13 protein-coding genes are annotated in these 17,012 nt (G+C 70.4%); 8 read left to right on the top strand and 5 right to left on the bottom strand.

The window, feature by feature from the left end; all coding sequences use genetic code 11:
* Window positions 1-53: 53 nt before the first annotated feature.
* On the bottom strand, window positions 54-2,960 hold the full coding sequence (locus ICG51_RS07650) for an ATP-binding protein (protein ID WP_190279814.1): 2,907 nt from the start codon (window positions 2,958-2,960) through the stop codon (window positions 54-56).
* Window positions 2,961-3,005: 45 nt separating this feature from the next.
* Complete coding sequence (locus ICG51_RS07645) at window positions 3,006-4,202, bottom strand: EAL domain-containing response regulator (RefSeq protein WP_190279813.1); 1,197 nt, start codon at window positions 4,200-4,202, stop codon at window positions 3,006-3,008.
* Window positions 4,203-4,303: 101 nt separating this feature from the next.
* On the opposite strand from ICG51_RS07645, the gene xerC reads away from it, so the two are divergent.
* Window positions 4,304-5,170 (top strand): tyrosine recombinase XerC, encoded by an 867-nt coding sequence (gene xerC / locus ICG51_RS07640; protein WP_223809395.1) that lies wholly within the window; start codon window positions 4,304-4,306, stop codon window positions 5,168-5,170.
* Window positions 5,171-5,226: 56 nt separating this feature from the next.
* Window positions 5,227-5,493, top strand: coding sequence for a hypothetical protein (locus ICG51_RS07635; RefSeq protein WP_190279811.1), 267 nt, complete (start codon window positions 5,227-5,229; stop codon window positions 5,491-5,493).
* Here ICG51_RS07635 and ICG51_RS07630 read toward each other — a convergent pair.
* Entirely contained in the window at window positions 5,487-6,242 is a 756-nt protein-coding gene (locus ICG51_RS07630) for a hypothetical protein (protein ID WP_190279810.1), read from the bottom strand. The two genes, ICG51_RS07635 and ICG51_RS07630, sit on opposite strands and share 7 nt — an antisense overlap.
* Window positions 6,239-7,021, bottom strand: coding sequence for a glycosyltransferase (locus tag ICG51_RS07625; RefSeq protein ID WP_190279809.1), 783 nt, complete (start codon window positions 7,019-7,021; stop codon window positions 6,239-6,241). Before ICG51_RS07625 ends, ICG51_RS07630 begins: the two co-directional genes overlap by 4 nt.
* 64 nt (window positions 7,022-7,085) lie before the next feature.
* Here ICG51_RS07625 and hslV point away from each other — a divergent pair, with 64 nt between their 5' ends.
* Entirely contained in the window at window positions 7,086-7,637 is a 552-nt protein-coding gene (hslV, locus tag ICG51_RS07620; RefSeq protein ID WP_190279808.1) for an ATP-dependent protease subunit HslV, read from the top strand.
* Between the two features lie 115 nt (window positions 7,638-7,752).
* Window positions 7,753-9,126, top strand: coding sequence for an ATP-dependent protease ATPase subunit HslU (gene hslU, locus ICG51_RS07615; RefSeq protein ID WP_223809394.1), 1,374 nt, complete (start codon window positions 7,753-7,755; stop codon window positions 9,124-9,126).
* 22 nt (window positions 9,127-9,148) lie between these two features.
* Here the strand turns inward: hslU and ICG51_RS07610 are convergent, their stop codons facing one another.
* A complete protein-coding gene (locus ICG51_RS07610) occupies window positions 9,149-9,769 on the bottom strand; it encodes a thymidine kinase (protein WP_190279807.1) in 621 nt (206 codons plus the stop codon).
* A gap of 108 nt (window positions 9,770-9,877) precedes the next feature.
* Here ICG51_RS07610 and ICG51_RS07605 point away from each other — a divergent pair, with 108 nt between their 5' ends.
* The 4 genes from ICG51_RS07605 (at window position 9,878) to ICG51_RS07590 (ending at window position 16,965) form a co-directional block, all read left to right on the top strand.
* Complete coding sequence (locus tag ICG51_RS07605; protein ID WP_190279806.1) at window positions 9,878-11,872, top strand: UvrD-helicase domain-containing protein; 1,995 nt, start codon at window positions 9,878-9,880, stop codon at window positions 11,870-11,872.
* 57 nt (window positions 11,873-11,929) lie between these two features.
* Window positions 11,930-12,763, top strand: a complete 834-nt coding sequence (locus ICG51_RS07600) for a DUF2608 domain-containing protein (RefSeq protein ID WP_190279805.1) — start codon at window positions 11,930-11,932, stop codon at window positions 12,761-12,763.
* A 216-nt stretch (window positions 12,764-12,979) separates the two neighbouring features.
* On the top strand, window positions 12,980-13,894 hold the full coding sequence (locus ICG51_RS07595; protein ID WP_190279804.1) for a hypothetical protein: 915 nt from the start codon (window positions 12,980-12,982) through the stop codon (window positions 13,892-13,894).
* A gap of 113 nt (window positions 13,895-14,007) precedes the next feature.
* The gene (locus ICG51_RS07590) at window positions 14,008-16,965 is read left to right on the top strand and encodes a GGDEF and EAL domain-containing protein (RefSeq protein WP_190279803.1); all 2,958 of its coding nucleotides are present in this window, start codon (window positions 14,008-14,010) and stop codon (window positions 16,963-16,965) included.
* The last annotated feature ends 47 nt before the right edge of the window (window positions 16,966-17,012 follow it).

Genomic DNA, 17,012 nt, shown 5'->3' with positions numbered 1-17,012 from the left:
CCGCAGTGGCCGGTTGGAAGCAGGGTACACCGGCGCTGGCCGATCGCAGCGCCCTAATGCGGGTACTGCCGGGCCACGTACTCCTGCAGCCGCCAGTGGGCGGCGTGCAATGCGTCCTCCAGCGCCGGCAGCCGCTCACGGGCGCCGCTACGCAGCGTGCTTTCGAGCGCGGCGGCCGCCTCCCCCAGTTCGACCGCACCCACCAGCCGCGCCGCGCCTTTCAGCCGGTGCGCCTGGGTCACCAGCGCGGGCAGGTCACCGGCGGCGCGCAGGCGCTCCAGCGCCTCCATGTCGTCGCGGGTGCAGCGCAGATAGTCCTCCAGCAGCGCGCGTATGTCGCCCGGGCGGTCTCCGGCCAGCTCGCGCAGCACGTCGCCGGCGAGCACCGTTGCGCTTGCGTCCGGCGCGCCCTTCTGCACCGGCGCAGAGACGGCAGCGGCTGGTGCGGCTGCCACCGGCATGGCCACGGCCGGCGCCCCGGCCGTGTGGGGCAGCCAGCGCTGCAGGCAGACGCCGAGGCTGGCGATGCCCACCGGCTTGGTCAGGTAGTCGTCCATGCCGGCGCCCAGGCAGCGCTCGGCCTCGCCCTTCAGCGCCGAGGCGGTCAGCGCCACGATCGGGGTGCGCGGCAGGCCTCTTCCCAGCTCTTCGGCGCGGATCGTGCGGGCCAACTGGTAGCCGTCCATGCGCGGCATGTGCACGTCGCTGAGCAGCAGCGCGTAGCGCCCGCTGCGCCAGCGTTCCAGTCCCTCCATACCGTCCTCGGCGGTTTCCGAGGCGTAGCCGGCCAGCGCCAGCTGGCGCTGGATCACCAGCCGATTGGTGGCGTGGTCGTCGACCAGCAGGACCAGGCTGCGCTCGCGCTCGGCCTCCTCCACCGATGGCAGCGGACGCGGCCGGAAGCCGGGCGCATGCCGGCCCGGCAGGGTCAGCTCCGGCAGCTGGTCCGCCGGCGCCCGAGGCAGCTCCAGCTTCAGGCGCATGGTGGTGCCCCTGCCGGGCGCCGACTCCATTTCGATATGGCCACCCATCAGCTCGGCGATGCGGCGGCTGATCGCCAGCCCGAGACCGGTGCCACCGAACCGGCGGGTGGTGTCCACTTCCGCCTGCGAGAACGGCTTGAACAACCGGGCCTGCGCCTGCTCGCTGATGCCGATGCCGGTGTCGGCCACGCTCAGTTCCAGCAGGTCCCTGCCCAAAGCACCTTCGCCCGGCGTGTGCTGGAGCAGCTTCACCGCGACGGTGACCTTGCCGTGGTCGGTGAACTTGATCGCGTTCGACAGGAAGTTGCCGATCACCTGGCGCAGCCGCACCGGGTCGCCCCGGTGCGCCGGCGCGACCTGCGGATCGACCTCGCTGTCCAGCACCAGGCCCTTGCTCGATGCCGAGCCCGAGAAGCTGGCGGCGACGCTGCGCACCAGCTCCGGCAGCGAAGTCGGCACCGGCTCGATCTCCATCTTGCCGGCCTCGATCTTCGAGAAGTCGAGGATGTCGCCGATGATCCGCAGCAGGGTTTCGGCCGAGGCCTGGATGATGCCCAGCGCACGGCGCTGCTCCGGATCCAGTTCGGTATGCCCGAGGATCTCGATCATTCCGGTGACGCCGATCATCGGCGTGCGGATCTCGTGGCTCATTGCCGCCAGGAAGGCGCTCTTGGCCTGGCTGGCCTCGCGGGCACGCGCTTCGCTGTCGCGCAGGGCGCGCTCGAGCCTCTTCTGCATGGTCAGGTCGGTGGCCACCGCCAGCAGCCCGACCATCGCGCCGGTGTCGTCGCGCATCGCCGACAGCGCCAGCAACACCGGCAGGGTGCGGCCACGCTGGTGGCGCAGGGCGAATTCGCGCGGCGGTTCGCGATGGCGCGCCAACTCGCGCAGCGCGGTCCAGTCGGGCGGCACGGTATGGCCGTAGGCCTCGCTGAGCGAGCGCGCCAGCGCGCCGAGCGCCTCCGGGTCCAGCACCACATCCAGCTTCTCGCGCCCCAGCAGCTGACCGGCCGGCCAGCCCAGCAGCTTTTCCGCGAACGGATTGACCTGCGAGAACACGCCGTCCTCGTCGACCGCGAAGATCGCCGTCTGCGCCGCCTCCAGCAGCAGCCGCTGGAACTGCTCGCGCCGCTCCAGCGCCACCCGCACCCGGTCGATGCGATCCAGCTGTTCGGTCAGCTGGCCCTCGATCCGGTGCACGTGGTCGCGCATGCGCAGGAAGCTGTCCATGACTTCGCCGAGCTCGCCGCGCGGCAGGTAACGCGGCTGCGCGGTGTAGTCGTTCTGGGTCATCCGCCGCGCCAGCCAGGTCAGGCTTTCCACCCCACGGTAGCCGTCGCGCAGGATGCGCCGGCCGAACAGCAGTGCCAGCAGCACGCAGGCCAGCGACAGCCCGATCCGGATCCGGCTGACCCAGATGCCGCGCTCCAGCGCGCCCTGCGCCAGCGCCGCGGCGCGCGCCTGCCCGCGCGCATCGATCCGCTCCAGCCGCTGCACCAGCGGATCCACTGCCGGATACAGCTCGCGGTCGGCAAACCGGCCCAGCGCGAGGATGTCGCGCTGCCGCAGTATCTCGCGCAGGCTGGCGGCGGCGGCATCGGCACGCGGGCGCGCGCGCAGCGCCTGATCCAGCAACGCGCGGCTTTCCTCGTCCAGCGGCATCGCCTGCAGCGCCCGCCATTCGCGGTCCATGGTCGCCTGCGCCCGCTCGATCCGCTGGCCGGCCTGTTCCCAGCTGATCAGGTAGTTGCGGGTGCGGAAGGTGACGCCCACCATCTCGCTGCCATAGGCATCGGACAGCCGGCGGATCCGGCGCATGCCCACCAGCACGTCATCCCGCATCGACTCCATCGAACGCTGCGCGAAGTGCTGGCCGACCTCATCCACCACCACCACCAGCGCGCCGGTCAGCAGGAACAACCCGAACAGGCTCAGCAGCTGGTGGCGGATGCCGAGGCGGGACAGGTCAAAGCGCACGGCGTCAGCAGGCGTTGGGGCCGGTGCGGCGACCGACGGCCATCGTCACAGTACCGGGCGGCGCCAGCGGGCGATCGCCGCCGGCAGTTCGCTGCCCGGCACCGGCCGCCCGATCAACCAGCCCTGGGCGATGCTGCAGCCGAGCTCGGCCAGCAACTGCCAGTCCTCAACGGTTTCCACGCCTTCCGCCACCGTGGTCAGGTTGAGCTTGCGCGCCAGGTCCAGGCTGGCCTCCACCACCGCCCGCTTGCGCGGCTGCGAATGCGCCGAAAACACGAATTCCCTGTCGACCTTGAGCTCGGTGAACGGCACCTGCGCCAGCTGCGCCAGCGAGGAATAGCCGGTGCCGAAGTCGTCGATCGACAGGCCGAACCCCTTCAGCCGCAGGCGTGCCAGCACCCCCAGGCCGCGCGCGGCATCCGTCATCACCGAACTCTCGGTGATCTCCAGCACCACGTCCTCCGGGCTGATCGCATGGCTTTCGACGATGGCCTGGTAGCGGTCGGCCGCCGCCGGGTCGGCCAGCGCCAGCGGCGAGACGTTGACCGACAGCTTCAACCGCATGCCGTCGCGGCACCAGCGCTGCAGCCAGCGGCACCCCTCGTCCAGCATGCGCTCGGTCAGCGCGTCGGCCCGGCCTTCGCGCTCCAGCAGCGGCACGAACAGCACCGGCCGCACCACGCTGCCGTCGGGGCGCTCCCAGCGCGCCAGCGCCTCCACCCCCACCACCTTGCCGTTGCCGAACTCCACCTGCGGCTGGAACCACGGCAGGATCTCGCCGTTGCCCAGCGCTTCCAGCAGCGCGGGCACGGTGAAGTCCGCCTCGCTCTCGTCATGCTGTTCGCCGACATGGTCGCCGAACCGCACCAGCACTTCTTCAAGCTTGTCGCGGGTCAGCGGCTTCTCCACGCTGCCCAGCACGCGCAGCCCGTAGGCGCGGGCCATGGTCTGCACGGTATGCAGCAGCGCCGGATCGAGCGCGCTCACCACCACCACCGCGCGCGCCAGCCGCTCCTGCGCGATCTGGCCGATGCATTCGATGCCGTCCATGCCGGGCATGTCCAGGTCCACCAGCACCACGTCCGGCGGCGTCGGCTGCCGGCGCAGCACGTCCAGCGCGTCCAGCCCGTCGGCGCCTTCCAGCGCGCGTTCGACGCCCAGCTCCGTGAGCAGGCGCAGTGCGATGCGGCGCTGGAAGCCGTGATCCTCGACCACCATCACCTGCAGTTCCGACCAGTCCATGCCCTCTCCCCGGATGCATGCGGCGAATCGCAAGCCTACCGCAGCATGTGGGGTCTTGGGAGTGGGCGGTCGCGCCAGCCCGGTGCGCTTACACTCGGCGCATGGTCATCGACGAGTTCCTTGCCCACCTGACGGTCGAACGGCAGGGTTCGGCGCACACCCTGGACGCCTACCGCCGCGACTTGGGCGCGCTGGCCGGCTGGGCGCGCGGCCGCGACCTGCTGGCGCTGGACGGCAACGACCTGCGCGCCTTCGTCGCCGCCGAGCACCGCCGCGGACTGTCGCCGAAGTCGCTGCAGCGGCGGCTGTCCGCCTGCCGCAGCCTGTACCGCTGGCTGCTGAAGCAGGGTCGGCTTGCGGCCAGCCCGGCCGATGGCGTGCGCGCGCCGAAAGCCCCCCGCAAGCTGCCGCAGGTGCTGGACGTCGACGAGGCGGTGCAGCTGGTCCAGCTGCCCACCGACGCACCGCTGGGCCTGCGCGACCGCGCCCTGCTGGAGCTGTTCTATTCCTCCGGGCTGCGCCTGTCCGAGGTGTGCATGCTGCGCTGGGGCGACCTGGATTTCGAGGCCGGGCTGGTCACGGTGCTGGGCAAGGGCAGCAAGCAGCGCATCGTGCCGGTGGGTTCGCACGCGCGCCGCGCACTGCTGGACTGGCGCGAGGCCACGGCCGGCACAAGCACCGGTTTCGTGTTCCCCGGCCGCGGCGGCGCCCGGATCAGCGCGCGCGCCATCCAGCTGCGGATCAAGCAGCTGGCGCTGCGGCAGGGCATGTTCAAGCGCATCCATCCGCACCTGCTGCGCCACAGTTTCGCCAGCCACGTGCTGGAGTCCTCGGGCGACCTGCGCGGCGTGCAGGAACTGCTGGGACATGCCGACATCGCCACCACCCAGATCTACACCCATCTGGATTTCCAGCACCTGGCCAAGGTCTACGACGCCGCCCATCCGCGCGCCCGGCGCAAGCCCTGAACCTCTGTTTGATGTCGATCAATGCCGCCGCCGACGTACGGTCGCAGCATCGCGGCATGATCGAGACCATCGAAGGCTGGCGCTGCATCGGCTGCGGCAAGGTGGAAGCGCCGCGCCCCTGCATCGGCGTGTGCACGGACAAGCGTGTGGAACTGGTGCTGGCCGAGGACTACGCCGCGCTGGCGCTGCGCGTGGAGCAACTGGAAGAGGCGCTGGCGCTGATCGCGCGGACCACGCCGAAACCGGAGCGGCTGGCCGATTCGTGGGCAGCCCTGCAGGTGCGCGCCAGGCGCCTGCTCGACGACGCCACGCCGCTTTACTGAACCTGTAGCCGCTGCAGGATGTGCCAGCTGTCCACCTGCAGCGCGGTGTCGTAACGCGCATCCAGACCGCGCCGCCGCACCGCCGCGACGAAGGCGGCATAGCGCGCCTCGATGGCTTCCGCCCAGCGCGCCACTTCCGGTGCCGCGGCATGGATGCGGCGCAGGTACAGCGGTTGTGGCACATGCACCACCGCGCAGGTTTCCGACAGCCGCAGGCACAGGTCGTAGTCGATGGCGTCGGGATGGGCATCGGTATAGCCGCCGGCGCGCCGGTAGGCGGCGGTGCGCAGCAGCCGCAGCGGCCCGGTCATCCAATCCAGCAGCAGCGCCTCCGGCGAATACGGCAGCTCGCACAATGGCCCCGGGCCCAGCACGCGCCCGTCGGTGTCCACCAGCACATGCCGGCTGTAGGCCATCCCGGCATCGGGCCGGGCGGCCAGCGCGGCATGCAGGGCGGCCAGCGCCTGCGGCGCCAGCGCATCGTCGGGATCCAGCACGCACAGGAATTCCGTGTCGATGCCGTCCGCGGCCAGCGCCAGCGCGGCGGCTTCGCTCGCAGCTGTCGGCCCGGCGCAAAAGCGCGGATCCGTGGCGGCCACCCTCGCCGCCAGCACCGTGGCCGCCTCGCCCACCGGACACAGCACGCCGCGCCAGTCGCCGGACGCCTGCGCCTGCAGGCTGGCCAAGGCCTGGCCGAGGAACGGCGCTGCGCCGCGCAGCGGCAGCAGCACGCTGATCGACGCCGTCATGGTGCCGGCGCCGCGGTGGCCTTCGGCCGCAGCACGTGGCGGGCGCGGATGCCCAGCGACAGCGCCTGCTCCCGCTCAAGACCGCGCCGCTGCAGCGCGCGCTGGGCGGCGGCGAAGCTGGCCTGCACCTGGCGCAGACGGCTGGACTGCGAGATCGAACCGCGGCGGACGCGGTAGCGGTACAGCGGTTGCGGCAGGTGGCCGACCGGGTAGCGCTCGGACAGGCGCAGGCACAGGTCGTAGTCCTCGGCATAGGCGGCCGCCGGATCGAAGCCGCCCACCGCGCGGTAGGCGTCCGCGCGCACCAGCCGGAACTGGAAGGTCATGAATTCCACCAGCAGGCCCGCAGGCGAATACGGGGTGAGACTGCGGCGGCCCGGCCCCAGCACGGTGCCCGCCTCGTCGATTTCCAGATACCGCGAATAGCCCATGCCAAGCGCCGGCCGCGCCTGCAGGAACGCCAGCAGCGCGGCCAGCGCTTGCGGCTCCAGCACATCGTCGCTGTCGAGGGTGCCGAAGTAGGCGCCGCGCGCCTGTGCCAAGGTCTTCGCCAGCGCGGCCGCCTGCCCATGGTTGCGCCCATCTCCGAGCAGGCGGAAGCGCGGGTCGCACGCGGCATAGTCGGCGGCGATCCGGGCGCTGCCGTCGCTGGAACCGTCGTCCCACAGCAGCGCTTCCCAGTCGCCGCAGGTCTGCGCCAGCAGGCTGTCCAGCGCCGCCGGCAGGAAGCGTTCGGTGTCCAGGATCGGCATCGCGATGCTGACCAGCGGTGGCGCCATGCCCGTCCTTCCTGCTTGAAGCCGGGGCGTGTGCCCCCAGATAGCCGGTTCAACGGAGAAAACGATGGATCCCAGCCAGAACCCCAACGTGTTCCATGCCACCACCATTTGCTCGGTGCGCCGTAACGGCCAGGTGGTCATTGCCGGCGACGGCCAGGTGACGCTGGGCCACACGGTGATGAAAGCCAACGCGCGCAAGGTGCGCCGGCTCGGCAAGGACGGCCGCGTGCTGGCCGGTTTCGCCGGCGCTGCCGCCGATGCGTTCACCCTGTTCGAGCTGTTCGAAGCCAAGCTCGAGAAGCACGGTCAGCTGACCCGTGCGGCGGTGGAGATGGCCAAGGATTGGCGCACCGAGCGCCGCTTCGGCAAGCTCGAGGCGCTGCTGGCGGTGGCAGATGCCGACACCTCGCTGGTGATTTCCGGCACCGGCGACGTGATCGAGCCGGAAGACGGCCTGATCGCCATCGGTTCCGGCGGCATGTACGCGCTGTCCGCCGCGCGCGCGCTGCTGGCGCATACCCAACTGGATGCGAAAGCCATCGCCACCGAAGCACTGGGCATCGCCGGCGACATCTGCATTTACACCAACCGCAACATCGTGGTCGAGCAGCTCTGAGCTCCGGCCGGACCAGACCCGTAGGAGCGCACCGCAGCGGCGCGATGGCTTCCTGCGGGATCACGCGAATGCGTTCGCGCCCCTGCGGTGCGCTCCTACAACGGAACACAATGCCATGACTGATTCCTCCTCCATGACCCCGCGCGAGATCGTCGCCGAACTCGACCGCCACATCGTCGGCCAGCACGGCGCCAAGCGCGCCGTGGCCATCGCCCTGCGCAACCGCTGGCGGCGCGCGCAGCTCGCGCCGGAGCTGCGCAACGAGGTGATGCCGAAGAACATCCTGATGATCGGCCCCACCGGCGTCGGCAAGACGGAAATCGCACGGCGGCTGGCCACGCTGGCCAATGCGCCGTTCGTGAAGGTGGAGGCGACCCGCTTCACCGAGGTCGGCTACGTCGGCAAGGACGTGGAGCAGATCATCCGCGACCTGGCCGACACCGCGGTCAAGCTCTACCGCGGCCAGGCCAAGCAGCGCGTGCGCACGCAGGCCGAGGAGCGCGCCGAGGACCGCATCCTCGATGCGCTGCTGCCCAAGCGCGAAACCGCGCCCGGCTTCGGCTTCAACCCGGCGCAGACCACCACCATCGACATCGGCGCGGAGCCGTCGGCGCAGGAATCGTCGACCCGGCAGAAGCTGCGCAAGCAGCTGCGCGCCGGCGAGCTGGACGCGCGCGAGATCGAACTCGACCTCAGCATGAACATCGGCGTGGACATCATGGCCCCGCCGGGCATGGAGGAAATGGGCCAGCAGCTGCGGCAGATGTTCAGCCAGATCTCCGGCGGCAAGACCCACAAGAAGCGCATGACCATCCAGGCCGCGCGGCCGCTGCTGGTCGAGGAAGAGGCCGGCAAGCTGGTCAACGAGGACGAAGTGCGCGAGGCTGCCATCGAAGCCTGCGAGCAGCACGGCATCGTCTTCATCGACGAGATCGACAAGGTCGCCAAGCGCAGCGAGGGCATGGGCGCGGACGTGTCGCGCGAAGGCGTGCAGCGCGACCTGCTGCCGCTGGTGGAAGGCAGCACGGTCAGCACCAAGTACGGCCCGGTCAAGACCGACCACATCCTGTTCATCGCCAGCGGCGCCTTCCACCTGGCCAAGCCGTCCGACCTGATCCCGGAAATGCAGGGCCGCTTCCCGATCCGGGTGGAGCTGTCGGCGCTGGGCAAGGACGATTTCGTCCGCATCCTGACCGAACCCAGGGCGGCGCTGACCAGGCAGTACGTCGAGCTGATGGAGACCGAGGGCGTGACGCTGCGCTTCGAGGCCGAGGCTATCGACCGCCTCGCCGAGATCGCCGCGCACGTCAACGAGCGCCAGGAAAACATCGGCGCACGCCGCCTGCACACGGTGCTGGAGCGACTGCTGGAATCGCTGAGCTTCGAGGCCCCGGACAAGGGCGGCAGCGTCACAGTCGACCGCGCCTACGTCGACGCCCAGCTCGGGGAACTGGCGCAGGACCCGGACCTGAGCCGCTACATCCTGTAATCGCGGCGCGGGCGCGCTGCCGTCAGAGCGGCAGCGGCGCCTGCAGCGGTTCGATGCTGCCTTCGCCGCGCATCACCTTCTTGAACTCCTTGCGCGACACCGAGACGTAGCGCTCGTTGCCGCCGATCTCCACCTGCGGGCCGTCCTGCAGCGCGCGCCCTTGGGCGTCGATGCGCACGTTCATGGTCGCCTTGCTGCCGCTGTGGCAGATGGTCTTGATCTCGGAAAGCTCGTCCGCCCACGCCAGCAGGTACTGGCTGCCCTCGAACAGCTCGCCGCGGAAATCGGTGCGCAGGCCGTAGCACAGCACCGGGATGCGCAATGCGTCCACCACCTCGCTGAGCTGCCATACCTGCGGCTTGGTCAGGAACTGCGCCTCGTCCACCAGCACGCAGTGCAGCGGGCCGCGGGCGGCGATGTCGGCTTCCACGATCCGCTGCAGGTCCGCGTCGCGGTCGAACGCGATGCCATCGGCCTGCAGCCCGATCCGCGAGGCCACGGTGCCGCTGCCGGCGCGGAAGTCAAGCTTCGGGGTGAGGATGGCCACCCGCATGCCGCGCTCGCGGTAGTTGTACGCGGATTGCAGCAGGGTGGTGGTCTTGCCGGCGTTCATCGCCGAGTAATAGAAATAGAGCTTGGCCATCAGGCGGGGCAGTGGGATTCGGCGAATGGGTGGAATGCAAGGGCGCAGGCCGCGGACGGCGATGCCAGAATAACCGCCCCCGCTCCTGCTGCCTCCCACCTCCGCTCCATGCACGGTCTCAACCCCCCGCAACGCCAAGCCGTCCTGCACACCGAAGGCCCCCTGCTGGTGCTGGCCGGCGCGGGCAGCGGCAAGACCCGCGTCATCATCGAGAAGATCGCGCACCTGGTGCAGAGCGGGCGCTACCCGGCACGGCGCATCGCCGCCATCACCTTCACCAACAAGTCCGCGCGCGAGATGCGCGAGCGCGTGGGCAAGCGCATCAAGGGCGATGCCGCGCAGGAACTGACCGTCAGCACCTTCCACGCGCTGGGGCTGAAGATCGTCCAGATCGACCACGCCAAGCTGGGCCTGCGGCGCGGGTTCTCGATCTTCGACGCCGACGATTCCGCCTCGCAGATCAAGGACCTGCTGCCGCCGGGCAGCAAGCCGGACGAGATCGAGGCGATGAAACAGCTGATCAGCCGCGCCAAGAACGCCGGGCTGTCGCCCGAACAGGCGGCGGAAACGGCGCGCAGCAGCCGCGAGCGCGAGGCCGCGGCGCTGTACGCGCGCTACCAGCAGCGGCTCTCCGCGTTCAACGCGGTGGATTTCGACGACCTGATCCGGCTGCCGGTGCAGCTGCTGGAATCCGACGAGGAGGCGCGGATGGGCTGGCGCGAGCGCATCGGCTACCTGCTGGTGGACGAGTGCCAGGACACCAACGACGCCCAGTACCGCCTGCTCAAGGCGATCGCCGGCGACGCCGGCCAGTTCACCTGCGTGGGCGACGATGACCAGAGCATCTACGCCTGGCGCGGCGCCAACCCGGACAACCTGCTGGCGCTCGGCAGCGACTACCCGGCGTTGGAGATCATCAAGCTGGAGCAGAACTACCGCTGTTCCAACCGCGTGCTGCGCGCCGCCAATGCGCTGATCGCCAACAACCCGCACGAGCACCCCAAGACGCTGTGGAGCGAGGCCGCCGACGGCGAGCGCATCCGCGTCTGGGAGTGCCGCGATGCCGCCCACGAGGCGGACAAGGTGGCGGCGGAGATCCAGTTCATCACCAAGCAGCACGCGGCACCCGACGGCACCCTGCCGTGGAACGAGGTCTGCATCCTGTTCCGCGGCAACCACCAGAGCCGCGCGCTGGAGAAAGCGCTGCAGCTGCTGCGCATCCCCTACCACCTGAGCGGCGGCACGGCCTTCCTGGACCGCGGCGAGGTGAAGGACGCGCTGGCCTGGCTGCGCCTGCTGGCCAATCCCGACGACGACGCCGCCTTCCTGCGCGCGGTGCAGTCGCCCAACCGCGGCGTCGGCGCCGGCACGCTGGCGAAGCTGGGCGAGCTGGCCAACCAGAAGCACCTGCCGCTGGCCCGCGCCGCCGAGTCGATGGCGGTGGCGCAGCAGCTGCCGGCGCGCGCCGCCAATGCGCTGCAGGGGTTCTCCACCATCGTGCAGGGCCTGCGCGCCGAAGCGCGCACGCTGCCGCCGGCGGAACTGGTGCGCAGGCTCAACGAGCGCTCCGGCCTGCTTGCCGCGCTGCGCGCGACCTGCAAGGACGAGGCGCAGTTCCAGGCACGCCGGCGCAATCTGGATGAGCTGGCGGACTGGTTCGACGGTCCGAAGACCTCCGGCCCGGGCGAGCTGGCCGCCGCGCTGGCACTGCTCTCGCACGCCGACAAGGGCGATGCCGGCAACCAGGTGCGGCTGATGTCGATGCACGCCTCCAAGGGCCTGGAGTTCCGCTTCGTGTTCATCGTCGGCGTGGAGGACGGCAACCTGCCCCACGAGGCCAGCATCGAGGAAGGACGGATCGACGAGGAGCGCCGCCTGTTCTACGTCGGCATCACCCGCGCCAAGGAGCGGCTGTGGCTGTCGCATGCCAAGGAAGCCCAGCGCTGGGGCGACAAGCTGCGGCTGTCACCCAGCCGCTTCCTCGACGAGCTGCCGCCCGCCGAGGTGCAGCGCGACGGCGCCGACCCCGAAGCCGAGGCGGTGCAGAAGGCCGAGCGCCGCCGCGCCAGTTTCGCCGACATCCAGGCCCTGCTGGCGGACTGAGCTGTCATTTGCGCGGGCTACACTTGCCCGCCACCGCATCCACCCCGGGAATCGCCCATGCGCACCCTGCTTGCCGTCGTCCTCGCCGCCCTGCTCGGCGCCTGCGCCACCACGGCCCCGCGCAGCGACAGCGCGGCCTCCATCGTCCGCACCATCGACGACCTGGCCGCGGTGGCCCCGGCCCTGCAGGAATCGCCCAAGCGCACCCTGCTGGTGCTGGACATCGATGACACCCTGCTGACCTCGGCCGGCTTCTTCGGCAGCGACAAGTGGTACGAATGGCAGAAGACCCTGCCCGCCGGCGACCCGGGCAAGGTGGCCTGCCTGTTCGACGTGATTTCGCTGAACTACGAGGCCGGCGCCCAGCGCCCGACCCAACCCGACGGCCCCGCGCTGGTCAATGCCCTGGCGGTGGACAAACTGCTGCTCACCTCGCGCAACCCGCTGTATCGGGGCGGCACCCTGCGCACCCTGCGCGACGCCGGTTACACGCTGCCGGCGATGCTGGGCGGCCAGGCCGATGGCCGCAGCTGGGACTTCCGCAAGGCGCCCGAGGCAAAGCCGGCGCGCGTGCTCTATGACCAGGGCCTGTTCATGACCACCGGACAGGACAAGGGCATGGTGCTGCTGGATCTGCTGCGCCGCTGGTCCCTGCGCTACGACCGCGTGGTGCTGGTGGACGACGGCCAGAAGAACATCGACAACATGCGCGCCGCGCTGCGCGAGGCCGGCATCGACTATCTGGGCCTGCATTACACCCGCATCGACAAGTCCATCGGCAGCGAGGACGTCGTCGCCGGCCGCGCCGGCTGGCAGGCCTGGCGACAACTGCTGGCCGCCACCTATCCGCAACGCCTGCAGGCCCTCGACGAAGGCCGATGTGCCTATTGAAATCAATTGGTTAGGCGCCAATTCTTGACCGTTGCATAAACATTGCGGCCGGGTTAGGCTGACCCCGTCCGGCGATGCCGGAGCCCTGCCACAACTGTCGTACACCGGCATCGCCGGCTTCGGGGAGACCTTCGGGTCTCCTTTTTCTTTTCCGCCGCAGCCCGGGTCCGACCCTGCACGCTTGCGCTGGCGAACGCGCCCGCCGACACTCCGCGGATGCCTGCCGGGGATGCTTCCGCCCGCTACCGACGCCACGCGCTGGCCCTGTGCCTGGGGCTGGCGCTGCCGTGGCTGCCGGCCTGCCAGCGCGGCCCCGGCCCCAACCCCGATGCCGCCGCGACGGTCGCGGTGGCCGCCACGCGCCCGGTCGATGCGGTACTGGTGCTACGGGACCGGCTGCTGGCGCGCGACGGCGCCGGCTTCGCCCGGCTCGCCGTGCCGCCTGCCCTGCATGCCCAGCTGGAAGCCGCCTGGTCACGCGGGCAAAGCCGCTGGCCGCTGGACGAGCTGCCGCTGGACACCCACATCCCGCGCATGCTGATGGCACTGCAGGCGCCGCAGGCCGACAAGGCGCTGATGGCCACCTACCGCCGGCAGTTCGCCAACGCCGACAAGGACATCGACCAGGCGGTCCGCACCCTGGTGGTGTTCGGCGGCGAGTACGTGCAGAAGGACGCCAGCTACAGCGGGGACGAGCGTGCGCACATCAGCCAGGCCATCAATGCCCTTGGCAACTGGGCGCTGGCCGCACCGCTGGCCGACCCCAAGCGCGCGCAGCCATTCTTCTCCACCCTCGCCGCCGCCGCCACCCGCAGCGGCATCGAAGGCAAGGCCGGCGACGCGGCTTTCGCCGCGCTGGGCATGACCCAGAGCCTGAACCGGCTGTCGCCCTTCTTCGCCACCCTGCTGGCGCAACTGCGCCTGCAGTACGGCCTGGATGTCGACGCGGCCCTGCGCAGCCTGCACGTCAGCCTGCTCAGGCAGACTGGCGATACCGCCGAGCTGCGCCTGCAGTACACCCTCGCCGGCACCCGCATCGACGCCCTCGCGCCCGCAGTGCGCGTCGACGGCCACTGGTATCTGGCCAATTACCTGCGTCGCGCTGAGCAGTCGCTGCAGTCCGGGCCGTAGGGGCAGGAAGGGGCGGGCCCAAGATTCAAGCGGCGCGGCCGATACACTGGCGACAGGGCGCCCGGCTCCGCGGGACGGAAGCGGGCCGAGGCAGTGAGGCCAAGGGCGAGGGTATGAGCGACAGCCAGACATCGGATACAGGGGAGGGCGCGTGGACGCCGGGTGCGTCCGCATTCGCCGCTTCCGGCCTGTCCATCCTCGCCGCCACCGGCGTGGACGCCGCGGCTGCCGCGCTGCTGGAGGCCCTGCGCGATGGCGGCATCGCTGCCCTGGCAGTGGCCTGGACCGACCACGGCGAGCTGCTGTTCGAACCCGCGGAGGCCGGCACTGGCGACAACCGCGCCGCCGCCGAAGCCGCATTCGCCGGCCGGCCGCTGCCCGCCGGCAGCGGGCCGGACACCCAGCTGTTGCCGCCGGGGGCCGCCGAAGCCGGGGCGGTGCTGCTGGCCGCACCGGGCGCGCTGGCGACGCTGGACGCGTCCGCCAGCCGCCTGCTCGCGCTGGCCGGCAGGCGCCTGTCCGAACTGTTCTCGATCCAGCGCCTGCAGACCTCGGTCAAGGACCTGGAACAGGCCGAGCAGCTGCAGCACGCGCTGTTCGCGATCGCCGACATGGCCGCCTCCGACCGCGACATGCAGAGCCTGCTGCGCGGGCTGCACCAGATCATCGGCCGGCTGATGTACGCCGAGAATTTCTACATCGCCCTGTACGACCGCCAGCGCGAAACCATCCGCTTCATCTATTTCGCCGATGAGATGGACGGGGGCATGTACGGTCCCGAGCAGGAGTTCAAGGCCTCGGAGATGGGCGGCAGCCTCACCTTGGGCTTGATCCGCCATGGCCGCGCGGTCCGCGGTCCATCCGAGCAGATTGCCGAGACGCTGGGCCTGATCCATGAAGACGCGCTTGGCACGCCGTCGGTGGACTTCATGGGCGTGCCGATGCGCCGCAACGACGAAGTGGTCGGCGCGCTGGTGGTGCAGAGCTATCGCGAAGGCTTCAGTTACACCCAGTCTGACTGCGCGGTTTTGTCTTTCGTGGCGGAGCACGTGCTCAATGCGGTGGAGCGCAAGCGTGGCCAGGAGGCGCTGGAACAGCACGTCGCCGACCGCACCGTGGAGTTGGCACAGGCCAATATGCAGCTGCAGGCGCAGGTGGCCGAACGCGAACGCGCGGCGCACCTGCAGGCCACCCTGTACAAGATCGCCGCCCTGGCCAACAGCCAGGAGCGCGACGAGGACTTCTACCGCAGCATCCACCACTCGGTGGGTGAGTTGCTGTATGCCGAGAACTTCTACATCGCCCTGCTCTCCGCCGACGGCACCCAGCTGGAGATTCCCTACTCGGTGGACGTGGCCGGCGACGACCGTGTCGACCGCCCGTTGGGCCAGGGCCTGACCGAATACGCCCTGCGCCTGGGCCACGCCTTGCTGATCGATGACCAGGGCGTGCGCGAACTGGTGGCGCGCGGCGAGATGGACGCCACCCACCACGCCAGCCGCACGTCCGCGGTGTGCTGGCTGGGCGCGCCACTGATGGGCGCCGATGGGGTAATGGGAATGGTGGTGGTGCAGAGCTACCGGCCGGACCTGGTGTACAGCAGCGAGGACGCGGAACTGCTGACCTTCGTCGCCCACCAGATCGCCAACAGCGTGCAGCGCCGCCGCCACGCCGAAGCCCTGCACGCGCTCAACGCCGAACTCGAGCAGCGGGTGCAGGCACGCACCCGCGAACTGCGCCGCGAGATCTCTGTGCGCGAGCAGGTCGAGGCCCAGCTCAAGCACCAGGTCATGCATGACCCGCTGACCGGCCTGCCCAACCGGCTGTATCTGCGCGACCGGCTGGAACGCGCACTGTCCAGCCAGCAGCGCAACCCGCAGCACGCCTTCGCCCTGCTGTACCTGGACGTGGACCGCTTCAAGCTCTTCAACGACAGCCTCGGCCACCTGGCCGGCGACGCGGTGCTGCGCGAGGTCTCGCGCCGGCTGCTGGACTGCGTGCGCGGCCCCGACATCGTGGCCCGGCTGTCCGGCGACGAATTCGCGATCCTGCTGGAGGAGGGCGCCCAACCCGCCACCGCGGTCAAGATCGCCCAGCGCATCCAGTCGCGCATGCAGGCCTCGGTGCAGGTGGGCGAACGCGACCTGCAGGCATCGGTCAGCATCGGCATCGCCATCAGCCACCCGCGCTACCAGACCATCGACGAGATGCTGCACGACGCCGACGTGGCGCTGTACCGCGCCAAGGCCACCGGCCGGCAGCGCTTCGTGCTGTTCGACGAAAGCCAGCAGAAGGCGGCGATGAACGTGCTGGAGCTGGAGCTGCAGCTGCGCCATGCGCTGCATGCCGGCGAATTCGTGCCGTATTTCCAGCCCATCGTCCGCCTGGACGACGCCACCACGGTCGGCTACGAGGCGCTGATCCGCTGGCAGCACCCTGCCCGCGGCCTGCTGGGTCCCGGCGAGTTCCTGCCGGTGGCCGAGGAGAGCGGCCTGATCGAGGCGATCGACTGGCACATGTACCGGCTGGCCTGCATCGCCGGCGCGCCGCTGGTCGCCGGCGGCGGCTTCATCAGCATCAACATCTCGCCGCGCCACTTCCAGTACGAGGATTTCGACCAGCGCCTGCTGGACCTGCTGCGGGAAACCGGGTTCCCGCCGGCGCAGCTGCGCATCGAAGTCACCGAAGGCACCCTGCTGGGCGACCCGGAGGCCGCCGCGCGGATCCTGCAGCGCCTGCAGGACGCCCAGGTGGGCACCGCGCTGGACGACTTCGGCACCGGCTACTCCTCGCTCAGCTACGTCCACCGCTTCCCGCTGCGGTCGATCAAGATCGACCGCTCGTTCATCAGCGACCTCGGCCAGGCCGACGCGCGCCGCAGCCTGGCGATCATCGAGGCGGTGCAGGGCCTGGCCCGCTCGCTGAGCCTGAGCGTGGTGGCGGAAGGGGTGGAAACCGAAGCCCAGCGGCAGGCGTTACTGGCGGCGGGGTGTCCGTGCGCGCAGGGGTTCCTGTTCGGACGGCCGCACCCGGCCGGGCACTGGCAGGCCGGAACAGCATCAACCGCCTGAAAACAGTGATGCATTTCACATGAAAACGGGCGTTTGGCCCCTCCGGG

This window comes from Thermomonas sp. XSG (assembly GCF_014678725.1).
In the GTDB taxonomy this organism is placed as follows: domain Bacteria; phylum Pseudomonadota; class Gammaproteobacteria; order Xanthomonadales; family Xanthomonadaceae; genus Thermomonas.
Note: the sequence above shows the minus strand (reverse complement) of the source record. Positions and strands in the feature narration are given on the sequence as shown.